Here is a 22,861-nt window from a genome sequence, read left to right on the forward strand (position 1 = left end):
ATATACATGTTCCAACACGAAAGCTCCCAACTCAATCTGAAACAATTAAAAACGGGCGAAAAACGCTGGGTGGGCAATTTGCAGGGCTCATCCGCGGCCTTGCTGATCAAGCAGCTGAGCACCCTGCATAAACAGTTATTGATTGTGGTGGCGCGTAACAGCCAGCATTTGGGGCAGTTGGAAAGCGAATTTGAGTTTTATGGTATTCAACCGACCATTTTCCCGGATTGGGAAATTTTACCTTATGACCGTTTATCGCCGCATCAGGATATTGTCTCTGAGCGTCTGGCGATTTTATCGAATATGCCACAGCAGGGCGTACTGCTGGTGTCGGCTGCAACCCTGGCGCAGCGTGTGGCGCCAACCTCTTGGGTCTTAGGTGAGCATTTTGATATTCAGGTTGGCCAGAAATTTGAACTGGAACAGCAAAAGAAACGCCTGATTCAGGCCGGTTATCATCTGGTCGATACAGTCTATGATCATGGTGAATTTGCAGTACGCGGCAGTATTATGGATATTTTTGCTTCAGGGCAAGAAGCGCCGATCCGGATTGACCTGTTTGATGATGAAATTGAAAGCCTGAAGTTTTTTGATCCGGAAACCCAGCGGACCACCCAAACCATTCAGCAATTTTCAGTACTACCCGCCAAAGAGTTTCCTTTAAAAGAAGGCCGTTCGCTGTTCCGCGATCGTTATGCAGAATTATTCCCAAGTGCAAATCCAAAGAAAAGCCCGGTGTATCAGGATGTGCTCGATGGCATTGCCTCGCCAGGGATAGAGTTCTATTTTCCGTTATTCTTTAGCGCTCAGGCAATGGCTGCCGAAAGTACCTTAATGGCGTACTTACCTGAGAATGGCATTGTCATTACAGATAAAGGGCTGGAAGAAAGTTTAAACAGCTTCTGGCAGGAAGTAAACCGCCGTTATGAAGATCGCCGGCATAATATTGACCAGCCTATTTTACCGCCCGAGCAACTGTTTTTATCACCTCAGCAGGTGCTGGGACAGTTAAACCAGTTTGGCCGCATCATCGCCTCGGCAGATCATTTTGCTGAAAAAGCCGGTGTGGTAAATCTGGCCACTGAAGCACCGCCTAAATTGCCGGTCGATCCGAAACGGGAAAAACCATTTAGTCTGGTCAAAGAATATATTAATGCGGCTAATCATCCGGTGTTGCTGGTCGCAGAAAGTGCCGGTCGCCGTGAAACCTTAAAAGATGCGCTGCGTTCCAGTCTGGGAGAAATCCCAACGGTTGAGAACTTTGCTGAATTCCAGAAATCTTTATATGCCGTTGCCATTACCAACGCTCCTTTAGATCGTGGTCTGGTAATTCAGGGCCAGCTTTCGGTCATTTCGGAAAATCAGCTTTATGAACATCGTGTGGTTCAGCGTCGGCGTAAACGTCAGCAGGAAGTCTCGGAAGAGTTTTTAATTCGCAGTCTGACCGAGCTGAGTATTGGTGCACCGGTGGTACATATTGATCACGGTGTGGGGCGTTATGCCGGACTGGTGACGCTGGAAATTGATCAGCAGGATCATGAATTCTTGCAGCTCGATTATGCCGATGGCGCCAAAGTCTATGTGCCAGTGACCAATTTGCATTTAATTAGCCGCTATAGTGGTGGCGATCCGGATTTGGCGCCGCTACATAAACTTGGCACTGATGCCTGGAACAAGGCCAAGCGTAAAGCTTTGGAGCAGATTCATGATGTTGCAGCTGAGTTGCTACATATACAGGCACGCCGTCAGTCCAAGCCGGGCTATGCCTTTGAGCTGGATGAAAAACTGTATATGCAGTTTGCGTCCGGGTTTGCTTATGAAGAAACCCTGGATCAGGCCAATGCCATTGAAGCAACCTTATATGATATGCAGCAGGCAAAACCGATGGACCGTCTGGTCTGTGGGGATGTTGGCTTTGGTAAAACCGAAGTGGCCATGCGTGCCGCCTTTGTCGCCGTGCAAAATAATAAACAGGTAGCGGTCTTGGTACCGACCACCTTGCTGGCACAGCAGCATTATGAATCCTTTAAAGACCGTTTTGCCGACTGGCCGGTGCGTATTGAAGTCCTGTCGCGTTTTGGTTCATCCAAAACCCATACTAAAATCATTGAAGATTTGGCCGAAGGCAAAGTCGATATTGTGATTGGTACCCATAAAATTTTGCAGGAAAATGTCCAGTTCAAACAGCTGGGCCTGATGATTGTCGATGAAGAACACCGTTTCGGTGTGCGCGATAAAGAGCGGATTAAAGCCTTGCGCGCCGATGTCGATATGCTGACCTTAACGGCAACCCCCATTCCACGTACCTTGAATATGGCCTTTAGTGGTATGCGCGATTTATCCATCATTGCCACACCACCTGCGCGTCGTTTAGCCGTAAAAACCTTTGTGCAGGAACAGACTGGTGATTCAGTCAAAGAAGCGATTTTGCGTGAATTGCTGCGTGGCGGTCAGGTGTATTTCCTGCATAATGAAGTCGATACCATTGAACGTGCAGCAGAAAATATCCGCCAGCTGGTGCCGGAAGCGCGAGTCGCAGTCGCACATGGCCAGATGCGTGAGCGTGAACTGGAGCAGGTGATGCAGCAGTTCTATCATAAAGAATATAATGTGCTGGTCTGTTCCACCATTATTGAAACCGGGATTGATGTCCCGAATGCCAATACCATTTTAATTGAACGCGCCGACAAGCTCGGCCTGGCGCAATTACACCAGCTACGCGGCCGGGTCGGACGTTCGCACCATCAGGCTTATGCCTATTTGCTGGTGCCGTCGATTAAAGGCTTAAAAGGTGATGCTGAAAAACGTCTGGATGCGATTCAGCGTGCATCGACCTTGGGTGCCGGTTTTATGCTGGCCACCGAAGATCTGGAAATTCGTGGTGCCGGTGAACTGCTCGGGGAACAGCAAAGCGGTTCGATGCAGGCCATTGGTTATAGCCTGTATATGGAAATGCTGGAAAAAGCCACTAAAGCCATTCAAAAAGGCAAAACCCCAAATTTCGATGCGCCGTTGTCGTTAACAGCGGAAATCAACCTGCACATGCCAGCCTTGATTCCGGATGAGTATCTGGGCGATGTGCATCAGCGTTTATTATTCTATAAACGTATCAGCAATACCGATACACAGGAAAAACTCGACAACATCCGTATGGAACTGATTGACCGTTTTGGTATTCCACCACAACCGGTAAAACAGCTATTTGCCGTGCATCAGCTGCGTCTGAAAGCCGAGCAGCTCGGTATTACCAAAATTGATGTGGGTGCCAATGGTGGCAATATCGAGTTTTCACCAGATACCCCGGTGCAGGCGATCAGTATTATCCAGATGATGCAGAAACATCCGACCTATTTCCGGATGGATGGCGGACAGCGTTTAAAAGTCATGGTGCTGCTGGATGAACATCAAAAACGGATTCAGTTTATTTCCGATTTGCTGGAGCAACTGCTGCGCGAACTGCCAGCCTGAGTCAACGCTCAGTCCCAATGCAATTCCTGCTGCTTATTTAATCGCTGACTGCGCAAAGAAGTCTTGATTATTTAAGGAAATTTATTGAAGATAGGGGATTGCTCTGGCTGGCTGCAAATAGTGTGTTATTTGTGGTGAAACGGCCGTTATAGAATATTCACGTCCTTTGGGATGTGATAGTATTAGCCATCATTCTAATTTGCGTCATTTATAAAGATATGTTTAGTTTGCATCCACAACTTGCTCAAGATACTTTTTTTGTAGGCGACTTTCCCCTGTCAACATGTCGTTTAATGAATGATATGCAATTTCCTTGGCTCATTCTTATTCCACGTGTGCCGGGCATTACTGAACTCTATGAATTAAGTCAGGCCGATCAGGAACAGTTCCTGCGTGAATCGAGCTGGTTATCTAGCCAACTGTCACGTGTATTCCGTGCCGATAAAATGAATGTCGCTGCACTGGGCAACATGGTGCCACAATTGCATTTCCATCATGTGGTGCGTTATCAAAATGATGTGGCATGGCCAAAACCGGTCTGGGGAACACCAGCAGTACCGTATAACAATGAAGTGCTGAACCATATGCGCCAAACGCTAATGTTGGCATTGCGCGGTCAGGGCGATATGCCATTTGACTGGCGAATGGACTGATATTCGTGTTTGCATCATGCAGGGATGTATGGTGTGACCAGATCCGCTAAGGAGAGTAGAGTACGGTGTCACTAGGTTATTGGATGGATCGAGATCCTACACAATTTGATTACCTGCATCGGGTTATGGGCTATGCCAGTTTATCGCTGATCCTGATTGTCTATCATTACACCTATCCAGACACCCAGTACCAAATTTATATTCCGGTTTTATTGGCATTTTTGCTGTTTATTACCCCGAAACTGTCGCGCTGGCTACAATCTAAATATAACTATCAGATTAAAAGAAATATCTTATTTATTATAGATATTATGATTGTGGCCATCTGTCTGTCGGCCGTGCATTTAAATCTGGTCCTGACCTTTGCGGCTATTTTTGCCTTGCTGTATACCGCCATTAACGTCAAAGTGTCGTTCTTTTTGGTGTCGCTGGCGGCTTTATTTGCAGCGTCGGTATTCTATCTGTGCAATATTTTCGTATTTGGCTTTGGTGAATATTTTGAATACACCACCAATGAGCTGACCATTCTGGCCTTCCTGTGCATGATCGTGTATTTCGGGATGGGCAGTGTTTATCAGACCCGCCGGATTCGTGCCTCTAACCATAAGCGTGAACATTATTATCAGCAAATGAACCGCTATATGGAGTTTGCCAACCAGTTGAGCCGTTATGCGCCGCTTCAGCTCTGGCACTCGATCATGAAAGGCGAGTCAGAAGCCAAAATTGAATATAAACGTAAAAAACTCACCATCTTCTTTTCCGATATTCAGGGCTTTACCGAACTGTCTGAAACCCTGATTCCAGACGATTTAGCCTACCTGCTGAATGATTATTTGAGTCATATGACTGAAATTGCCAAGCAGTATGAAGCCACCGTCGATAAGTTTATGGGGGATGCCATCCTGATTTTCTTTGGTGATCCAAGCAGTCAGGGTGTAGAAAATGATGCCAAGACCTGCGTTGAAATGGCCATTGCCATGCGCCAGCAAATGAAACTGCTGCGTGAACGCTGGATTAAAATGGGCTATCCGCCGTTACATATCCGCATGGGCATCAGTACCGGTTATTGCCACGTGGGTAACTATGGTGCGGCGCATCGGATGGCCTATACCATTGTCGGCCGCGATGCCAATCTGGCAGCGCGTTTGCAAAGTGCAGCCGAAGTTGATGAAATCCTGCTGTCAGATGATACCTATCAACTGGTGAAAAATGATTATCTGTGTGCGCCGAAAGCGCCAATTTTCCTGAAAGGTATTCAGGGTCCGGTGAAAACCTGGCAGGTCATGGAAAAATATGCGGCCAGAAAATCCGATTATCAGCGCTGGTTTGACTATGAATACAAAGGTTTTCATCTGTTGCTGAATCTGGATGAAGTGCAAAACTTTGAATATCCGGAACTGATTGGTGTGCTGGAAAAAATGATTAAACGGATTCAGACCCAGCAAAAACTGACCAACTCGCAGGGTATTGTGAAATTAAAACTGGAAGATGAAGTGATTGAAGAAGTCGAGGTTAATCGACCAGATCGGGAATTTCATTAAATTATAAAGATAGATGATCTGCTTGATCGAAGATTGTTGAGTGTTCTATCAAGTCAAAAAAACCACGCCGGAGCGTGGTTTTTCTGTTTTAAGTCTTAGTGATTTTCAGAAGCATGGTTAATGGTGTATTTTGGAATTTCAACTTCCAGATCTTCATCAACCACCTGTACCTGACAAGATAAACGTGAATCAGGTTCTAGACCCCAAGCACGATCTAACAGATCAGCTTCGACATCATTCATTTCTTCCAGGCTGTCAAAACCGCGGCGTACCACCACGTGACAGGTGGTGCAGGCACATGACATATCACAGGCATGTTCAATTTTAATGCCATTTTTTAACAGGCTTTCGCACAGGTTGGCATTTTGTTCAACTTCAAACTCAGCACCTTCTGGGCAGAATTGCGCATGTGGAAGTACTTTAATACGTGGCATAGTCTTTACCTTAAATTAGTTTGAGTTTGACCAGTCGTCGAGCTTGGTGCCTTTAAGAGCAGCATCAATATGCTGGTTCATGCGAAGCGCAGCAAAAGCATCACTGTGTATTTTAAGCTGTTCAATAGCCTGTTCAATAGCCTGAATATCGGTTGTTTCAAGCTGGCTGTACAAATGGGTTTTCGCACCATTCAATGCGTCCAGTTGCTCTGCGCTCAATAGCTGTGCATCAACTTTTAACGCCTGTTCCAGAGCTTCCAGTTCACGCTGTGCTTCGACCTTGGTTTCCTGTAAATGACGCAGGTGTTTGTCTTCTTCTGCGTATTTGAAACCGTCAAGCAGTAAACGTTCGGTATCTTCGCTCGATAAACCATAAGACGGTTTAATGTCGATATGCGCGGAAACGCCAGAAGTCGTTTCTTTGGCAGAAACACTAAGCAGGCCATCGGCATCAACCTGGAAGGTGACTTCAATACGCGCCTGACCGGCAGTCATTGGTGGGATACCATGCAGGACAAAACGGCCTAAACTACGGCAATGCTCAACCAGATCACGTTCACCTTGCACCACATGAATCAGCATGGCGGTTTGTCCATCCTGATAAGTGGTGAATTCCTGACGACGCGCAACTGGAATTGCAGTATTACGTGAAATTAAACGTTCGACCAGACCGCCCATGGTTTCCAGACCTAAAGACAGTGGGGTGACGTCTAACAGCAATGAGCCGTCTTTGGTATTGCCAATCAGCTGATTGGCTGTAATAGAGGCGCCAATCGCAACCACTTCATCCGGGTTGATGGTGCACAGCGGTTCTTGGTTAAACACTTCGCGAACAGCTTTTTGCACCGCATAGGAGCGGGTAGAACCGCCAACCAGTACCACGTTTTGAATATCGGTCAGTTCCAGTTTGGCATCGCGCAGCACGCGTTTGCAGACGCTAATGGTCTTGTCTAACGCCACCTGAATAATGCTTTCAAAAGTTGCACGATCCAGTGTCAGTGTTTGATCGAGTAGTTGCAGTTCTACTGATTTCGCATCCGATAGCGCTTCTTTGGCCTTACGCGCTGCAACGACAAAGTGGGCATATTCGGTGTCATTTAATGTGTCAATATTCAGCTGTTTTTTCGCCCATTTGACAATTAAACGATCTAGATCATCACCACCTAATGCAGTGTGACCACCGGTCGCCAGTACTTCAAATACGCCTTGCGAGAAGCGTAAAATTGATACGTCAAAGGTCCCACCGCCCAAGTCATAAATCACATAGTTGCGATCGGTGCTTAAATTGCTGTCCTGATCCAGACCATAGGCCACTGCAGCAGCAGTCGGTTCATTAAGTAAGCGCAGCACATTCAGGCCAGCCAGTTGAGCTGCATCACGTGTGGCTTGACGCTGAGCTTCATCAAAATAGGCCGGAACAGTAATTACTGCGCCATTGACCGGATTTTTCAGGCTGTCTTCAGCACGGTCTTTCAGCTGTTTTAAAATTTCAGCCGAGATTTCTACCGGTGTTTTACGACCTTGTGCAGTTTCAAAAGCCGGCATTTCATTGGCTTCACCCACTAAATCGTAAGGGTGCTGAAACTTGATGTCTGCCTTGGAGCGACCCATAAATCGTTTCACTGAAACAATGGTATTTTTCGGATCGCTGGTGATAAACGGTTTGGCATCATTGCCATATTGCGTGGTATTTTCGGCATAATGAACAATTGAGGGAAGTAACACACGACCTTGTTCATCATGAAGGACTTTGGCTTGCGCCGAAAGAACAGTGGCCACCAGTGAATGTGTGGTGCCTAAATCAATTCCAATCGCAATGCGATGTTCATGCGGTGCGCTTGATTGTCCTGGTTCTGCAATTTGCAAGAGCGCCATTGTGTTACATCCTTTGCACGTTAATTTGAAAAAATAAAATTAAAAATCGTCATCTAAGTCAAAGCTGTCATCGTCGAGGAAACGATCTTCAGCCTTGTCAATATCGGTCATGACTTTCTGGAAGAAACGCAATTTACGTACTGTATCGCGTGCTTCGCCCCAGTCTTCATCTGCATAATCAATTTTAAATTCGCGAACCAGACCATCAATCCATTGCTGGACTTCGGTTTTCAGGGAAGCCAGTTCATCGGCAGAGCGGGCATCATCCAGTTGCTCACGAATTTCCAGGGCAGACTGTAAAAACTCGAAATCACTGATCGACTGATCCAGATGATAATCCTGTTTTTTTAAGCTCAGTAAATAACCTGCGCGGCTGTCAACCTGAGATAAAACTTTATACGCCTGGTTGATTTCGCTGGACTGAATCAGCGCCTGGTCTTTATCTTCGGCTTTATCGGGGTGATATTGTTGCTGTAACTTTAAAAATTCTGCTTTTAAAGTAGCCAAATCAATATCGAGTGCTACAGGCAGGTTAAACAGCTCAAAATGATTCATGGGAGAGATAATCCGCGATTGATTGCAAAAAAGGACTGCATAAATGCGATTAAAACAGTGTACAAGACACTGTTTTAATCTGCAAAAGAAGGGAAGGTCGGGAGTTAAACCGTGAAGGATTCACCACAACCACATTCACCTTTTTTATTCGGGTTATTGAATTCGAAGCCTTCATTCAAGCCGTTTTTGACATAGTCCATCTCTAAACCTTCAAGATAGACCAAACTTTTCGGGTCAACGAATACTTTTACACCGTGCTGTTCAAATACCTGATCGTATGCATTGATGTCATCAACAAACTCAAGCACATAGGCCAGACCCGAACAGCCGGAAGTTTTCACGCCAACGCGAATACCTTCACCCTTACCGCGATTCTTTAAGTAATTGCTGATATGAGTTGCAGCATTTTCAGTTAAATGGATCATGAAAACTCCGTTAATCTGTCTTTAAAACGAGAAACAATTAAGCTTTTTGCTGTTTGGTACGATAGTCTTCAACAGCCGCTTTAATCGCGTCTTCTGCAAGTACAGAGCAGTGTACTTTAACTGGTGGTAAAGCCAGTTCATTTGCAATATCAATGTTTTTGATGGCTTGAGCTTCGTCCAAAGTTTTACCTTTTAACCACTCAGTCACCAGTGAGCTTGATGCAATTGCCGAACCACAGCCATAGGTTTTAAAGCGTGCTTCTTCAATTACACCGTCATTATTCACTTGAATCTGTAAACGCATTACGTCGCCACATGCTGGTGCACCGACCATGCCTGTACCTACGTTGTCTGCATTTTTGTCTAAAACACCAACGTTGCGTGGGTTTTCGTAATGATCAATTACTTTTTCGCTATATGCCATTTTGCTTCTCCAAACCTCGGGGTCAGCGTTAATATTAATATGGGGTCAATATTCGTTTTATCAATGAGATGAAGCTGAATAAAGCTTCATCTCAGTGTCGAATTAGTGTTCCGCCCACTCAACTGTAGAAAGGTCGATACCTTCCTTATACATATCCCAAAGCGGAGAAAGTTCACGTAATTTCTCAACAGCAGCTTTGGTAATTGATAACACATGATCAATATCTTCTTCAGTGGTGTATTTGCCAAAACTGAAGCGAATTGAACTGTGCGCAAGCTCGTCAGACAGACCTAGCGCACGCAGTACATAAGATGGCTCAAGCGTTGCAGACGTACATGCAGAACCTGAAGATACTGCTGCATCTTTAAGCGCCATCATTAACGATTCACCTTCAACAAAGTTGAAGCTGACGTTTAAGTAGTTGGCTACGTTTTGAGTCGGGTGACCGTTCAGGAACACTTGTTCAAGGTCTTGCAGGCCATTCCAGAGTTTGTCACGTAACACGCGTAAACGGGTTTGTTCAGCTTCCAGGTTTTTACCTGCCAGCTCAAATGCTTCGCCCATACCTACGATTTGATGGGTCGCCAGCGTACCAGAACGCATACCGCGCTCATGACCGCCACCGTGCATTTGCGCTTTCAGACGCACACGCGGGCTACGGCGTACAAATAAGGCACCAATGCCTTTAGGGCCATAGATTTTGTGTGCAGAGAAGCTCATTAAATCAACTTTTAAGGTTGAAAGATCAATCTCGACTTTACCCGCAGCCTGTGCAGCATCAACGTGGAAGAAGATTTTGTTGGCACGGGTAATTTCACCAATTGCAGCAACGTCAGTCACGGTACCAATTTCGTTGTTCACCATCATCAGGGAAACAAGAATAGTATCTGGACGAATTGCGTCTTGAACCATTTCCGGGGTAATTAAACCGGTTTGTGGTTGTGGCTCAAGATAGGTAATTTCGAAGCCTTCAGACTCAAGCTCGCGGCAGGTATCTAAAATTGCTTTGTGTTCAATTTTAGAGGTAATGATGTGCTTGCCTTTAGATGCATAGAATTGAGCCACACCTTTTAGGGCAAGGTTGTCAGATTCAGTTGCGCCTGAAGTCCAGACAATTTCACGTGGGTCAGCTTTGATCAAGTTCGCAACTTGTTCACGTGCATATTCCACTTTTTCTTCTGCTTGCCAGCCATAGGCATGTGAACGAGATGCTGCATTACCGAAGGTGCCTTCGAAAGTTAAGCATTCCATCATACGTTCTGCAACTTGAGGGTCTACAGGAGTTGTTGCTGCATAGTCAAGATAGATCGGACGTTTCATGTCAAATACCTGTAACCGATAAAAGGGCTGAATCAAAAGATGCTGAATTTTGGCGAATTGCAACGGCTTGAACGTTGTCACGAGCTACAAGGTCAGCAAGGGTGATTTTTGCAAGATAATCGGCAATATGGTGGGAGAGTTCTTGCCATAAATCATGGGTTAAGCACATTGCACCATTCTGGCAGTTGCCTTTATGGTCACAACGGGTGGCATCAACCGTTTCATTTACAGCTTCAATGATTTCTAATACGGTGATTGTATCGGCACTGCGCGCCAGGTGATAACCACCATTGGCTCCACGAATACTGGAAACCAGGCCGTGACGCTTTAATTTCGCAAATAACTGCTCAAGGTAAGCGACAGAAATAGATTGTCGAGCTGCAATTTCTGCAAGAGTGATCGTTTGTTCAGTTGGCTGCAAAGCTAGATCAAGTAGAGCAGTCACTGCGTAGCGACCGCGAGTGGTTAAGCGCATGATTCGATACACATGGTTGGACTAGATGTGTAGATTCTATGAATCCTGACTAAAATAGTCAAGTTTTTTTATTATTCGGATATTCGATTCAATCACAGGGAAATTAAGGATTTAAACGATCCATAAATTATACACTAATAACGCAATTAATAGCAGAGTAATTAGACTAAAAGCCAGATTAATTCGCTTTTGGTTGCGCTGCATGCGACGAATGCGGTTTTTATACTGTTTAACTTCTACCTGCAGGGTATTAATGGTCGAGCGTTGCAGGTCAATTTTCTCTAATAACGGGGCAATCCGGCGTTTAGAGGTTTCCAGTTCCTGCTCTTGTTCAGGATCGGCCAGCCATTGACGCCAGTCCGAAAGTACTTTAGGGATACTGAATAAGGTCAGCAGGTCGCGGAATTCATCTTTTAAGGTCGGGTCGCCTTCAATGCGCATGGCACGAATACTGCGGCGATTTCCCAAGACAAAAATTTTAATCAAATCCAGCAGGGTGGTGCGGACATCTAACTCGACGGCTTTTTCAGGTGCTTTTAGATCAAACAGGATGCCGTGTTCACTAAACTGCACATAGAAGTCAAAATACGGAATATAGCTGTTAATTTTGACCGCAATTTTCTGGTCTACAAATTTTTTGGCCTGAAGTGCAACAACACGATCATATTTCAAGATAAAGCTAAAGATTGTTTCCAGAACAATCATCACCATCGTCAGCAACAAATGTGATTCATTTTGTCTTTGTTGCGATTCATTCATACAATTTAGTCCCTAACCAGATCGAGTCGTGCATATCCAAGCAGTGCATTACCAGGAAGTAATACATAATATTCTTGCTTTGTAGAACAGTTTAACAAAACGTTCAAGTGCTTAATTTGCTATTATAAGAGTATTTTGTTGGTTTATGATATTGAATGGTATACAAAATAAGCAGGAGAAATGCGAATGGATGAAGCAGCAGTAGAATCGCCAGAACCACAAAACGAAAATGAAAAAGCGTCTAAAAACAAAGCAAGAGTACGTTCAGGGCGTAAATCGGCGCTAGATTTTCGCAAATATACCAAACAGATCTGGCTGGCCGGCTTAGGCGCATTTTCCCGTGCTGAAGAAGAAGGCAATAAATTATTTGACTCACTGGTCAAGGTGGGGGAAGAACTGGAATCCAAAACCACCGAAATTGCCGATCAGACCGTAGAAAAAGTTTCTGAAAAGGCCAAAGAATCGGTGGTCGATACCAAAGATAAGGTCGAACGGATGATTGACCATAGTGTTCATCATTCCTTGAACCGTATAGGGCTGGTAACCGTGAAAGATATCCAGCATTTAGAGCAGCTGGTGCTGCAACTGCACAGCAAAGTTGATGCTTTAATTGAAGAAAATAAGCAATTAAAAGAACAACTCCTGAAAAAGTGAAAATCTCGACAGCTTTGGCATTTTTTTGGCAGATTTTTGCAACTTATTTTGTATAAATGCGTCTGGAGAGTATTGCTTTTACCCTCAAAGCATTGCTATAAAGGCATTACGGTAACTTAAACGAAATCTTTGGACCTTAAATAAACGATATTAAGAGGACGTAATCTTCATGAATAAATCAGAATTAATTGATGCAATTGCAGAGAAAGGGGGATTGTCTAAGACTGACGCTGGTAAGGCTTTAGACGCTACAATTGCTTCAATCACTGAAGCGCTGAAAGCAGGCGACACAGTGACTTTAGTGGGCTTCGGTACTTTCAATGTGAAAGAACGTGCTGCTCGTACAGGCCGTAACCCACAAACTGGTGAAACACTTGAGATTAAAGCAAGCAAAGTACCTAGCTTCAAAGCGGGTAAAGGTTTAAAAGATTCTGTAGCTTGATCTTTTAAGCAGTATTAAACGCGCCTCCTGGCGCGTTTTTTATTAATAATCAGAGTTTCGGGTTTTAATACATTCATTCGCTGAGGGTTTTCGGTTAAAATCCTGCACAAGTAAAATATTGGAATACTTATGGAATCTTTTCGTAATGTTATTAAGGGCTGGTTGGGCAAGGTTTTGCTCGTTCTGTTTCTGATCCCTTTAGCACTTGTAGGTATTGAAGGATATTTTAGTGGCGGCAATTCTGCCGACTCGGCAAAATCAGTAAATGGGCAACAGGTTTCCAAACAGGAATTAGAAGCCTTAACCAACTCATTAAAACAACAATATCTCAGCTATACACAAGGTGATGAGACCTTGTTGAATCAGGCGTATATTGAAAATAAAGCACTCGATACTCTGATTGCACGCACCTTGCTGTTACAACAGACTGAACATTTGGGTATTTCCTTAAGCGATGCGCAAATTGAGCAGATGATTGCCCAGCAACCAAGCTTTCAGGAAAATGGCCAGTTTTCTGAAGCACTGTATGCCAATTACCTGCGTTCAGTGGGCATGAGCAGTCAGGCTTTAATCCAGAACCTGCGTCAGGATCATGCCTTGAAAATGCTTAGCGCGAGCTTTATGGATCATGCCTTAGTGAGCGAGCTGGATATCCAGCAGATTGCCAATTTACAAACCGAACAGCGTACCTTGCATTTATCCAGCATTAAACTGGATGAATATAAGAAAAATATTCAGGTTTCAGCGCAAGAAATCAGTGATTATTACAATAAACATTCGACCCTGTTTAAGCAGGTCGCCAATGTTGATGTCGACTTTATTGTTCTGACGCCAGCACATATTTCCGCGACTGAAGCTGCAATCACCGATGCAGAATTGCAACAGGCCTATGACAAGTTTGTTGAAGCTCAGCAAAAAAATGCAGCGCGTGAGGTTAAACATATTTTAATTACCACCGATGCACGTGATGATGCAGCTGCCAAAAAACTGGCGGATCAGGTGTATGCTGAAATCCAGCAGGGCACCAGTTTTGCCGCTGCTGCACAGAAATATTCAGAAGACCCGGAATCTAAAGACAAGGGTGGCTTATTTGAGGCTTATGACGTGGGTGCCTTTGGTAATGCCTTTGATCAGGCAGTCACCAGTCTGAACTCAGGTCAGATTTCTCAGCCGGTGAAAACCCAATATGGTTATCATCTAATTCAGGTTGAAACCGATGCAGTTCAGGTGCCTTCTTTTGAAGCGGAAAAAGCCCGTTTAACTGCAGAACTGAAAAAGACCAAACAGCAAAATGCCTTCTCGGATACGGTAAATAGCCTGAATGAGATGGTGGTGGGTAGTGATGCGCTGGATGTGGTATCTCAGGAAGTCAAAGGCACCAAGGTTGAATCGGTAAAAGGCTTTAGTCTGGCCTCTCAGCATCCAGTATTATCTGATCCAAGTGTGAAGGTGAAACTGTTTAATGATGATGTGAAAAACGGCGATCGTAACGCTTCAAGTAACATTCAAATGGCCAATGGTAATGTGGTTTGGGTGAAAGTACGTGAGTATCATGCTGCGGGTGTGCAAACTCTGGCTGAAGCAACACCACGTGTACGCGCCAAACTGATTGAAGAAAAAGCCTTTAATGCAGCCAAAGCCAAAATCCAGAAATCACTGGATGAGTTCAAGACGCAACCGGCTGCAGAAGTCTTGGCTCAGCAGCAAATCCGTTTTGAAGATGCCGGTGTATTTACTCGTGCTGAAGGTCGTTTAAAGCGTGAAATTGAGCGTGCTGCATTCAGCTTGATGCCACCGAAGCAAGGAATGTGGTCTGTGACCACGGCAGCTTTGCCAAATGAACTGGTCGTTGTAGCGGTATCGAATGTGAACCGTACCACTTCAAATGCTTTAACGCCTGAACAGTTACAGGAGCTGGCCAAGTTGTATCAACAGCTACGCGCCCAGCAAGAGCTGGATGACTATACCCAGTATCTGAAAGCTAAAGCAGATATTGAATAAGTCTGACAGTATCAAAAAACCGGCGCAAGCGCCGGTTTTTTATTGTGCTCATATTTATGAGGCAGGGTTATTCAGTACGGATAATCAGTTCATAGCCGGTATATTTACGGATATTAATTACGCCAGTATCTAAAATTAAGTATTGACCTTTAATCCCGAAAAGTTTGCCGCGAATCACTGGGGTCTTATCCAGATTATGCGATTTAATTTTTTCAGGATACTGTTCCACCGGATAAATAAACTCACGTGGACGTTCCTGCTCCATCAATTCCAGCGTTTCATTAAACTCAAGATTCTGGTTAAATTCTTCACGAATAGTGCTGATTTTAGGTGCAAATTCTTCAATCAGCTGGTCACGGGTCGCAATTAAATCGACCGGTTCAGCTTCACCTTTGAGCAGTTTGCGCCAGTCAGTTTTATCGGCAATTTGTGAGCCAAACATGATTTCCAGCTGGCCAGATAAACGACGAGAGCCGACTTTCATAATCGGTAAGGCCTGAGTTGCGCCCTGATCCAGCCAGCGTGTTGGCATTTGGCCAATACGGGTAATTCCGACCTTTAAGCCACTGGAGTTGGCTAGGTACACCACATGCGGTTGGAAGCAGACAGATCGTGCAAATTCTTCTTCGCGGCAAGTGCCTAAATGATAATGACAGGTTTCCGGTTTCATAATACACATGTCACAGGACGCTTTGGTTTTAAAGCATTTAAAGCAGTGACCTTGTGAATAGGATTTTGGAGTTTTGCTGCCGCAAGAAACACAGTAAATATTGCCGGTCCATTCAATTTCTATTTCTTGACCCAAGCGAAAAGGCAGTTCGATTTCTGAGCGATCCAGAATAAATTTATATTCAACATTTGCCCGGTGTGTCTGTTGATCAGTTACACTAAGGTCCTTTAGACCTGCATGCATTTTATGGCAAATGCCTTGTAGTTCCATAAAAAATACTCACTTTCATCATAAGGAATGCAGTCATGGCTGAGATGAATGTCATCACTTCTATGCTAGACGATTTAACCCAGGAGCAGCCAGTTTCTACTGCATTGTGTATTGGTCAACATCTTGAACAATACGATCATCATCAGACAATTCAATGGCAATATTTTAACGTAACTACACTTTTAAATCTGCCTTTTACCCAGCGTTTTGATTTGGCTTTTGTACTACTCGATACTGAAGAAATGGCAGATTTGAGCAGCGCGCAGAAGTCGCAGCTTTTGGTGAAACTGCGTGATTTGCTGGCCAAACGTATGGTGGTGGTGACTAAACGTCAAGATGAACCTTTATTACGTGCCTTGGGCTTTACCCAACTGATAGATAAAAGCCAGCCGCAGCATGACCTAATGTTGTGGCAATTTAATATTTTGACCTATAAGCATGTACCGGACTGGTTTAATTCCAAATTCTGGGCTAACCCGGAAAACTGGGATAAATATCGCTGGTAATGCTCAGCTTTTCTGCAGTTTTTGCAAAAACATAACAATTTCGGATGTTTCAAATGAATGAAGCATCGTATGCTGAGTGAATGTCATTAAAGGAAGAAACAAAAATCATGACAAACTTAAGCAATATCGTGGAAATTTTGGCGAAACAGGCCTTAGGTTCAAATTCTAATCAGCAGCAATCCCAACAAAGTGCTGGGCTAGGCGGTATTCTCGGTTCAGTTTTAGGTCAACTTGGAAATAATCACCAGCAGAGCGCACAAAGCCAACAAGGCGGTTTGGGTGGGATTTTAGGTTCTGTGCTGGGCCAGTTCGGTGGTTCCAGTCAGGGGCTAGGTGGTGGTTCTAAAACTTCACTTCTGGTTGCGGTATTGCCTTTGGTACTGGCCTGGATTCAAAAGCAGGGTGGTTTACAAGGTGCTTTGGATAAACTAAAAGGACAGGGCCTGAGCAGCCAAGTGGATGACTGGGTTTCGACTGGGCCGGGCGAGAATGCCAGTGTGAATCCGCAAGAGGTACAGAACCTGTTTGATGATGAAGAAGTGGAGCAGGTGGCACAGCAAACCCATGCTCCTAAGCAGGATATTTATGGCGCAATTTCACAGGTGTTGCCACAGATTATTGACTCTTTAACTCCACAGGGTGAGCAAACCAGTAAAACTGAAGCTAATAATGACATTCAGAATGTACTGAATATGGTGTCAGGTTTTCTGAAAAGATAAGTCTGTTTATATAATGAAGCCAACCTGAGGTTGGCTTTTTTCATCCATAAATCTGGATATAAAAAAACACGCCGAAGCGTGTTTTTTGCTTTTTAGGTAGAGCCTAGACTTAGAAGTCGTAACGGAAACCTAGAGAAAGAGCAGTAGCGTTTTCACCCGCTGCAGCGTAAATGCTTTTACCATTACTACGTGCTTGATTCCAAGGAGTTAAGTAAGCATTATCGTCATTAAGCATAGTTGCTAAGTTTGCATAAACACGTACCGCTTTGTCTAAACGATGTTCTACGCCAACAGCTAATAAAGTTGAGTTAGCATCATCTGCATCTACATCACGGTGGAATACTTGACCACGTACGTAAGTTTTTGGCGCAACTTTATAGTCAGCTGCTACACCAAATACGTTAGCATCAGCGTTCATTCCAACACCACCATCAATAGTAGTATATTGATATAACGCGCCTACATTTAATTCTGGTGTGAATTTATAAGCAGCTGCGACACGGAAACCATCACGTTCAACACGTGCATCTTCTTCATAATGTTCATAAGCGGCAGCAAAATCAACTGCACCTTCTTTATATGTTAAAGCAAGGTCATATGCTTTATCTTTATCATCTTCAGCTTTTGTTGTGCCTTCATGTAGAGATAATGCACCGATTACATTAAAGCCACCACCAAATTTTGGTGATTTATATTCAATTGTATTTTCATTACGTTCGTCAAAACGTACATTTGCATCTTCAGTTACGCGTGTTACGTTACGGATGTCGCCAACCATGTCACCAAAGAAGTTGACTGGACCGCGTGCTGCTTTAAACGGGCTGTCAAAACGACCTGCACGTACTTGACCAAAGTCACCTTTTAAACCAACGAAAGTATCACGTGTAGCAAACTTTACGCCATCGTTATCAACTGATCCGCTAGCGAAGTTAACTTCTTGTTCGATTTGACCAAAAACAGTCATGCCGTTTTCTAATTTTTGTTCAGCTTTGAAGCCTAAACGAGAAGAGTTTGAAGATAGTCCAACTTCATTATAGTCTGCACCATCATCAAGATAGTCTAAAGATACGTGTGCACGACCATAAACTTTAACATCAGCAGCCATAGCTAGTGCTGGTGTAAATAAGGTTGCCCCAACTGCTAATGCGCAAAGCGTTTTTTTCATGTGTAGCTCCAATACAGACTATTGTTTTTAGTCCTAAACATTGTTCAGAAGTAGGGTTGATCTACCGCTGCTCTCTATTGGTGCTAAGTATTCCTTACAAATGCGACAGTAATATTAAGGAAATATTTCAAAATTATTAAAAAGAACAAATCAGATCAAAAACTTACCTTTAATCGCAAATTTTAAGTGAACAGGTTTTTAAATTTAGAAAAAATTTATGAAATGAATAACTTAATTGCAAGGGGAGTGACATATTATTGTCATCAATGCTGTGGTTAATCGAGAAATTAAACATGAAGCAAAAAAAATGGAGCGAGTGCTCCATTCATTTTTACTACAGTTTTGGAAATATTTTAAAGCGCTGCCTTAATCTTTTCAGCCAGTTGCATGATTTTTTCCTGGTCACCCATCTGCGCAGCATGTTTGCCGAGTTGATGTACCGAGGTTGGAATGAGGTGGAAATGAACATGCGGTACAGTTTGTCCCGCAGCAGCGCCAGACAGCTGCATTAATACAATTCCATCTAGCCCTAAGGCTTTTTCCATGGCTTTGGCAACTTTCTGCACCACCTGAATGGTGTAGGCTGCCACTTGTGGATCTAAGTCGAGCAGGGTAACCGCAGGTGATTTCGGGATGACCAGTGTATGACCATCTGCCTGAGGCATGATGTCCATAAACGCAAGAACCTGTTCATCTTCATAGACTTTAATTGCAGGCAGTTCTCCACGCAGGATTCTTGCAAAAATATTTTGATCATCGTAAGCCATGATATTTCCTTTAATCAATGCATTGAATTATTTACAGTTCAATTCTTTCTGACGCGCCTTGATTTCGTCAAGTCGTTGCTGCTCTCTTTCAGAAAATTTTGGCTTGGTGGTATAGCAGTTGTCATTGCCAAACTTGGCTTTGGCTTCAGGATCTTTAAAGCAGAAGCCTTTTGATGCATAAATTACATCATGATCATTTTTCAGCTTTTGACATTCCTGTGCTGAAGCAAAAGCCGTGGTATTTGCCCCAATGAATGTTGCAAGACTGGTCAATAATGCAACAGTGAGCTTATTCATACGAGTTTCCTCTGTAATAACATTGTGGGTAAGCATCTACTCACAATATTAGGTTTTATTCTGATTATTCAATGGCCAGATCTTACTCAATTGTAATCTTGCTCCAGGCCTCATACATTTTAACGGCGCTGGAGAAGTCGCTATCTGGTTCAGCAGTAGCATTGGCAGCCTGTATCAAACTTTGGGCCAGCCCCAGTACCGGTGCTGAAAGTTTTGCATCGCGTACCAAGTCTAAAGCAATTCCGGTGTCTTTGGCCAGTAGCGGCAGGGCAAAGGTTAGTGGAAATGCGCGATTAAGAATACGCTGGGGTAATACCATTTCCGTTACCGCGCTTTTGCCGCTTGAGGCATTAATACAATCCAGCGCTTCGTTTAAGTTTACCCCATGCGCTTTTAAGGTGGTAAATCCTTCGGCAACGGCGCATAAATTGACAGCCATCAACATGTTGTTAATGGCTTTAACAGCAAAACCAGCGCCCGGTTCACCGACATGCTTGATCAGTTGCCCAAAAGCCTGCATTGCGGGTAGGGCTTTTTCAAAAGCTTGCGCATCACCGCCCACCATCACGGTTAAGGTGCCTTTTTCTGCACCGATGGTTTGTCCACTGACAGGTGCATCCAGAAAATCTACCTGTTGTGCTTTGAGCTGCGCAGCCACTTTTTTGGCAGAATCTGGAACACCGCTGGTACAGTCCACCCAGATAGAGCCGGCTTTTAAACTCAAACCCTCTAACAGATGTTCTACATCCTGGCTGGTCGGCAGGCAGGAAAAAATCACATCGGCCTGTACGGCCTGTTCAAGCTCAACCGCCTTTGTAGCATATTCCGCTGCGTGTTGCTCGGCTTTGGCAAAATTACGGTTCCAGACATAGACTGTATCGAAATGCTGGGGTAAATGTGCGGCCATGCGGTATCCCATAGCGCCCAAACCAATAAATGCAACAGACTGAATCATGCGGTTTCCTTGTGTATTTTTGTCGATCTTTGCTCGAGCCACCGGGTCAGCTTGGGCCAGAATTCATTGGCACTTTTCTGGCTGGACATCAGGCCTAAGTGACCACCCGGAATAAGAGTAAACGTGACATCTGTACTACTTGTCAACTGGCTTAAAGGCTGTGCAGCGGCAGCCGTCACAATCTGGTCGCTTTGCCCGGCCCCGACAAATAAAGAACAGCGAATATTTTTTAGTTCAATATGTTCATCCTTTAGGCGGATAATGCCGTTTTTCAGCGGATTTTGCAGCCAGACATTCAGTACCATGTCCTGATTAATCCCGCCCGGATAATCGATCATATTGTTCAGGAAATTCCCCAGCGTGGCATGTTCATGCAGTATTTGCGGATCATGCAGGTTGAGAAACAGCTGGCGCTGACTGTCCAGCCAGCCTTTAGGATCTAGAATTTTAAAACCTAAAGCGTTGATGATGCCGGGTGTATGAATGAAATGTGGGGGAATAGAGCCCTGATGTAAGGCCTGTTTTAATTTGTGATTACGTGAAATCAGCTGGTTGCTGCGTTTAAACAGCTGGCCGATGCGACCGGAAGCATAACTATCTACCGGGCTGCCCAGCACCATCAGGTTTTTCACAATCTGAGGTTGACGATAGGCGGTATACAGCATCACAAAGACGCCGGCCATACTCCAGCCATGTAGGGAAATCTGCTCGCTATGGGAGTGCTGTCGAATCTGCTCAATACAATGCGGAATCGCAGCATTAATAAAGTACATAAAATTTAAATGACGATGGGTATAGTTTAAACGTCCCCAGTCAATCAGGTAGACATCAAAACCGCTATGCTGGAAATGCTTGATTAAAGAGCGATAGGGATACAAATCATAAATCGCCATATTAATCGCCAGCGGCGCAACAAAGACCAGCGGCTCCTGATAGGCTTTATTGGGTGAAGCGTAATAACGGATTTGTGCGTGTTGGTATTCGCCAATGATCTCATACGGTGTGGTTTGGGAGATCACCAAAGTCTTGCTGTTAAAAAGCCGGGTCGATAAGTTTTTTAACTTCTTGCGTTGATCTGCAAATTTTTTCTGTACTGGGTTCATAGCCTCTATCTGCTTGTCATGACGCTGAGTTGGATGAAGTCTAAGCGATATTTCCATATTTTACCTTGACCTTAAACACCTTGGGCGCTCAAAATGTTGGCAATTCTTATAACGGTAGTCTAAGGGCGAAAATCGAGATGAGCGAACAAGACGAGATCGAATATCAGTTAGATACTTTGGCAATTCGTACTGGTCATGACCGTACCTTCGAGGGTGAGCATAGTGAACCCATCTTTTTAACATCGTCTTTTGTTTGCGAAAGTGCAGCTGATGCAGCCGCCAAATTTTCTGGGCAAATTGAAGGGAATACTTATTCCCGTTATACCAATCCGACTGTCCATACTTTTGAAAAACGCTTAGCAGTGCTCGATGGCGCAGAACGTGCCGTGGCCACCAGTTCAGGTATGGCTGCAGTACATGCAATTACCCTGGCCTATTTAAAAGCCGGCGATCATGTGGTGTGTTCACGCGCGGTATTCGGTTCGATCATTTCATTATTTGAAAAATACGTCATGAAATTTGGCGTAGATGTAACCTTTGTTGATCTGGAAGATTTAGCGGCCTGGCAGCAGGCGATTCGCCCGAATACACGTTTACTGTTTATTGAAACCCCATCTAACCCGTTGGCACAAGTGGGTGATTTGCAAGCGATTGCCGATATTGCCCATGCAGCCAATGCCTTGTTTGCCGTCGACAATACTTTCTGTACCCCGGTTTTGCAGCAGCCGATTAAATTTGGTGCGGATTTAATCATTTATTCATCAACCAAATATATTGATGGTCAGGGCCGTGCCCTGGGTGGTGCTGTGGTGGGTAATCACCAGCTGCTGGAAGAAATTAATGGCGTGATTCGTACCCTGGGTAACTCGATGAGTCCGTTTAATGCCTGGATCTTCCTTAAAGGTCTGGAAACCCTGAACCTGCGGATGAAAGCCCACTGCGCCAGTGCGCAGAAGCTGGCAGAATGGCTGGATGCCCATCCAAAAGTGGAAACCGTATATTACGCCGGTTTGCCGCAGCATCCGGGGCATGAATTAGCGAAAAAGCAACAAAGCGGTTTTGGCGGTGTTGTATCGTTCGTGGTGAAAGGTGAGCGTGAAGGTGCATGGACCGTCATTGATAACACGCGTTTCTTATCCATTACCAGTAACCTTGGCGATGTAAAATCTACAATTACCCATCCTGCCACCACCTCACATGGCCGTATGTCTGCCGAAGCCAAACAGCAAGCCGGTATTTCAGAAGGTTTAATTCGTGTTTCTGTGGGTCTGGAAGATATTGATGATATTATTCGCGACCTTAGCCGTGGTTTAGACCTGATTTAATTTATAAATTCTGACATCTTTTTGCTGAATTTTCGTGTAGAGTGCTTAGCCAAAGATG

The 22,861-nt window shown here is 44.4% G+C and carries 23 protein-coding genes; 9 read left to right on the top strand and 14 right to left on the bottom strand.

Annotated features, from left to right (window positions below):
* Positions 1 to 6 precede the first annotated feature (6 nt).
* The 3 genes from mfd (at position 7) to ACPEPR_RS10430 (ending at position 5,662) form a co-directional block, all read left to right on the top strand.
* A complete protein-coding gene (mfd, locus tag ACPEPR_RS10420) occupies positions 7 to 3,468 on the top strand; it encodes a transcription-repair coupling factor (protein ID WP_127801746.1) in 3,462 nt (1,153 codons plus the stop codon).
* A 218-nt stretch (positions 3,469 to 3,686) separates the two neighbouring features.
* Positions 3,687 to 4,121 (top strand): HIT domain-containing protein, encoded by a 435-nt coding sequence (locus tag ACPEPR_RS10425; RefSeq protein ID WP_005178471.1) that lies wholly within the window; start codon positions 3,687 to 3,689, stop codon positions 4,119 to 4,121.
* Between the two features lie 83 nt (positions 4,122 to 4,204).
* Complete coding sequence (locus ACPEPR_RS10430; RefSeq protein ID WP_171525163.1) at positions 4,205 to 5,662, top strand: adenylate/guanylate cyclase domain-containing protein; 1,458 nt, start codon at positions 4,205 to 4,207, stop codon at positions 5,660 to 5,662.
* 95 nt (positions 5,663 to 5,757) lie between these two features.
* On the opposite strand, the gene fdx is transcribed toward ACPEPR_RS10430, so the two are convergent.
* The 8 genes from fdx to ACPEPR_RS10470 form a co-directional block, all read right to left on the bottom strand.
* Positions 5,758 to 6,096: an ISC system 2Fe-2S type ferredoxin gene (gene fdx, locus ACPEPR_RS10435; protein ID WP_005178469.1), complete on the bottom strand. Its 339-nt coding sequence runs from the start codon at positions 6,094 to 6,096 to the stop codon at positions 5,758 to 5,760.
* Between the two features lie 15 nt (positions 6,097 to 6,111).
* On the bottom strand, positions 6,112 to 7,971 hold the full coding sequence (hscA, locus tag ACPEPR_RS10440; RefSeq protein WP_168416923.1) for a Fe-S protein assembly chaperone HscA: 1,860 nt from the start codon (positions 7,969 to 7,971) through the stop codon (positions 6,112 to 6,114).
* A gap of 39 nt (positions 7,972 to 8,010) precedes the next feature.
* Complete coding sequence (gene hscB / locus ACPEPR_RS10445; RefSeq protein ID WP_016659013.1) at positions 8,011 to 8,526, bottom strand: Fe-S protein assembly co-chaperone HscB; 516 nt, start codon at positions 8,524 to 8,526, stop codon at positions 8,011 to 8,013.
* A gap of 104 nt (positions 8,527 to 8,630) precedes the next feature.
* Positions 8,631 to 8,951 (bottom strand): iron-sulfur cluster assembly protein IscA, encoded by a 321-nt coding sequence (gene iscA, locus ACPEPR_RS10450; RefSeq protein WP_045795408.1) that lies wholly within the window; start codon positions 8,949 to 8,951, stop codon positions 8,631 to 8,633.
* 37 nt (positions 8,952 to 8,988) lie between these two features.
* Positions 8,989 to 9,375 (bottom strand): Fe-S cluster assembly scaffold IscU, encoded by a 387-nt coding sequence (iscU, locus tag ACPEPR_RS10455; RefSeq protein ID WP_005178460.1) that lies wholly within the window; start codon positions 9,373 to 9,375, stop codon positions 8,989 to 8,991.
* A gap of 102 nt (positions 9,376 to 9,477) precedes the next feature.
* Positions 9,478 to 10,695, bottom strand: a complete 1,218-nt coding sequence (locus ACPEPR_RS10460) for an IscS subfamily cysteine desulfurase (RefSeq protein ID WP_005178458.1) — start codon at positions 10,693 to 10,695, stop codon at positions 9,478 to 9,480.
* Between the two features lies 1 nt (position 10,696).
* Positions 10,697 to 11,170 carry an Rrf2 family transcriptional regulator gene (locus tag ACPEPR_RS10465; RefSeq protein ID WP_005178455.1) on the bottom strand — a complete coding sequence of 158 codons (474 nt, stop codon included), beginning with the start codon at positions 11,168 to 11,170 and terminating at the stop codon, positions 10,697 to 10,699.
* 111 nt (positions 11,171 to 11,281) lie between these two features.
* Complete coding sequence (locus tag ACPEPR_RS10470) at positions 11,282 to 11,929, bottom strand: hypothetical protein (protein WP_160243070.1); 648 nt, start codon at positions 11,927 to 11,929, stop codon at positions 11,282 to 11,284.
* A gap of 186 nt (positions 11,930 to 12,115) precedes the next feature.
* Between ACPEPR_RS10470 and ACPEPR_RS10475 the strand changes: the two genes are divergently transcribed.
* From ACPEPR_RS10475 to ACPEPR_RS10485, 3 genes are all read left to right on the top strand, one after another.
* Complete coding sequence (locus ACPEPR_RS10475; protein ID WP_005178447.1) at positions 12,116 to 12,583, top strand: phasin family protein; 468 nt, start codon at positions 12,116 to 12,118, stop codon at positions 12,581 to 12,583.
* Positions 12,584 to 12,752: 169 nt separating this feature from the next.
* On the top strand, positions 12,753 to 13,025 hold the full coding sequence (locus ACPEPR_RS10480; protein WP_005178445.1) for an HU family DNA-binding protein: 273 nt from the start codon (positions 12,753 to 12,755) through the stop codon (positions 13,023 to 13,025).
* A gap of 129 nt (positions 13,026 to 13,154) precedes the next feature.
* Positions 13,155 to 15,026: a SurA N-terminal domain-containing protein gene (locus ACPEPR_RS10485; RefSeq protein ID WP_423562403.1), complete on the top strand. Its 1,872-nt coding sequence runs from the start codon at positions 13,155 to 13,157 to the stop codon at positions 15,024 to 15,026.
* Positions 15,027 to 15,093: 67 nt separating this feature from the next.
* On the opposite strand, the gene ACPEPR_RS10490 is transcribed toward ACPEPR_RS10485, so the two are convergent.
* A complete protein-coding gene (locus ACPEPR_RS10490) occupies positions 15,094 to 15,966 on the bottom strand; it encodes a DUF2797 domain-containing protein (RefSeq protein ID WP_075174536.1) in 873 nt (290 codons plus the stop codon).
* Between the two features lie 35 nt (positions 15,967 to 16,001).
* Here ACPEPR_RS10490 and ACPEPR_RS10495 point away from each other — a divergent pair, with 35 nt between their 5' ends.
* Positions 16,002 to 16,472 (top strand): DUF6231 family protein, encoded by a 471-nt coding sequence (locus ACPEPR_RS10495; protein ID WP_423562404.1) that lies wholly within the window; start codon positions 16,002 to 16,004, stop codon positions 16,470 to 16,472.
* A gap of 107 nt (positions 16,473 to 16,579) precedes the next feature.
* The gene (locus ACPEPR_RS10500; protein WP_423562405.1) at positions 16,580 to 17,191 is read left to right on the top strand and encodes a YidB family protein; all 612 of its coding nucleotides are present in this window, start codon (positions 16,580 to 16,582) and stop codon (positions 17,189 to 17,191) included.
* A gap of 109 nt (positions 17,192 to 17,300) precedes the next feature.
* On the opposite strand, the gene ACPEPR_RS10505 is transcribed toward ACPEPR_RS10500, so the two are convergent.
* The 5 genes from ACPEPR_RS10505 to ACPEPR_RS10525 all read right to left on the bottom strand — a co-directional run bounded on the left by ACPEPR_RS10505 (position 17,301) and on the right by ACPEPR_RS10525 (position 21,478).
* Positions 17,301 to 18,356 carry a porin gene (locus tag ACPEPR_RS10505; protein WP_423562406.1) on the bottom strand — a complete coding sequence of 352 codons (1,056 nt, stop codon included), beginning with the start codon at positions 18,354 to 18,356 and terminating at the stop codon, positions 17,301 to 17,303.
* A 353-nt stretch (positions 18,357 to 18,709) separates the two neighbouring features.
* The gene (locus ACPEPR_RS10510; RefSeq protein WP_075167966.1) at positions 18,710 to 19,123 is read right to left on the bottom strand and encodes an HIT family protein; all 414 of its coding nucleotides are present in this window, start codon (positions 19,121 to 19,123) and stop codon (positions 18,710 to 18,712) included.
* A gap of 27 nt (positions 19,124 to 19,150) precedes the next feature.
* Positions 19,151 to 19,420, bottom strand: coding sequence for a YARHG domain-containing protein (locus ACPEPR_RS10515; RefSeq protein WP_045795400.1), 270 nt, complete (start codon positions 19,418 to 19,420; stop codon positions 19,151 to 19,153).
* Positions 19,421 to 19,502: 82 nt separating this feature from the next.
* Positions 19,503 to 20,375, bottom strand: a complete 873-nt coding sequence (locus tag ACPEPR_RS10520; RefSeq protein WP_423562407.1) for an NAD(P)-dependent oxidoreductase — start codon at positions 20,373 to 20,375, stop codon at positions 19,503 to 19,505.
* Positions 20,372 to 21,478: an alpha/beta fold hydrolase gene (locus ACPEPR_RS10525; RefSeq protein WP_168390005.1), complete on the bottom strand. Its 1,107-nt coding sequence runs from the start codon at positions 21,476 to 21,478 to the stop codon at positions 20,372 to 20,374. Before ACPEPR_RS10525 ends, ACPEPR_RS10520 begins: the two co-directional genes overlap by 4 nt.
* A gap of 137 nt (positions 21,479 to 21,615) precedes the next feature.
* Between ACPEPR_RS10525 and ACPEPR_RS10530 the strand changes: the two genes are divergently transcribed.
* Entirely contained in the window at positions 21,616 to 22,803 is a 1,188-nt protein-coding gene (locus ACPEPR_RS10530) for an O-succinylhomoserine sulfhydrylase (protein WP_423562408.1), read from the top strand.
* Positions 22,804 to 22,861 lie beyond the last annotated feature (58 nt).

It is taken from the genome of Acinetobacter sp. AND/436, from assembly GCF_049546925.1.
Classification (GTDB): domain Bacteria; phylum Pseudomonadota; class Gammaproteobacteria; order Pseudomonadales; family Moraxellaceae; genus Acinetobacter; species Acinetobacter indicus.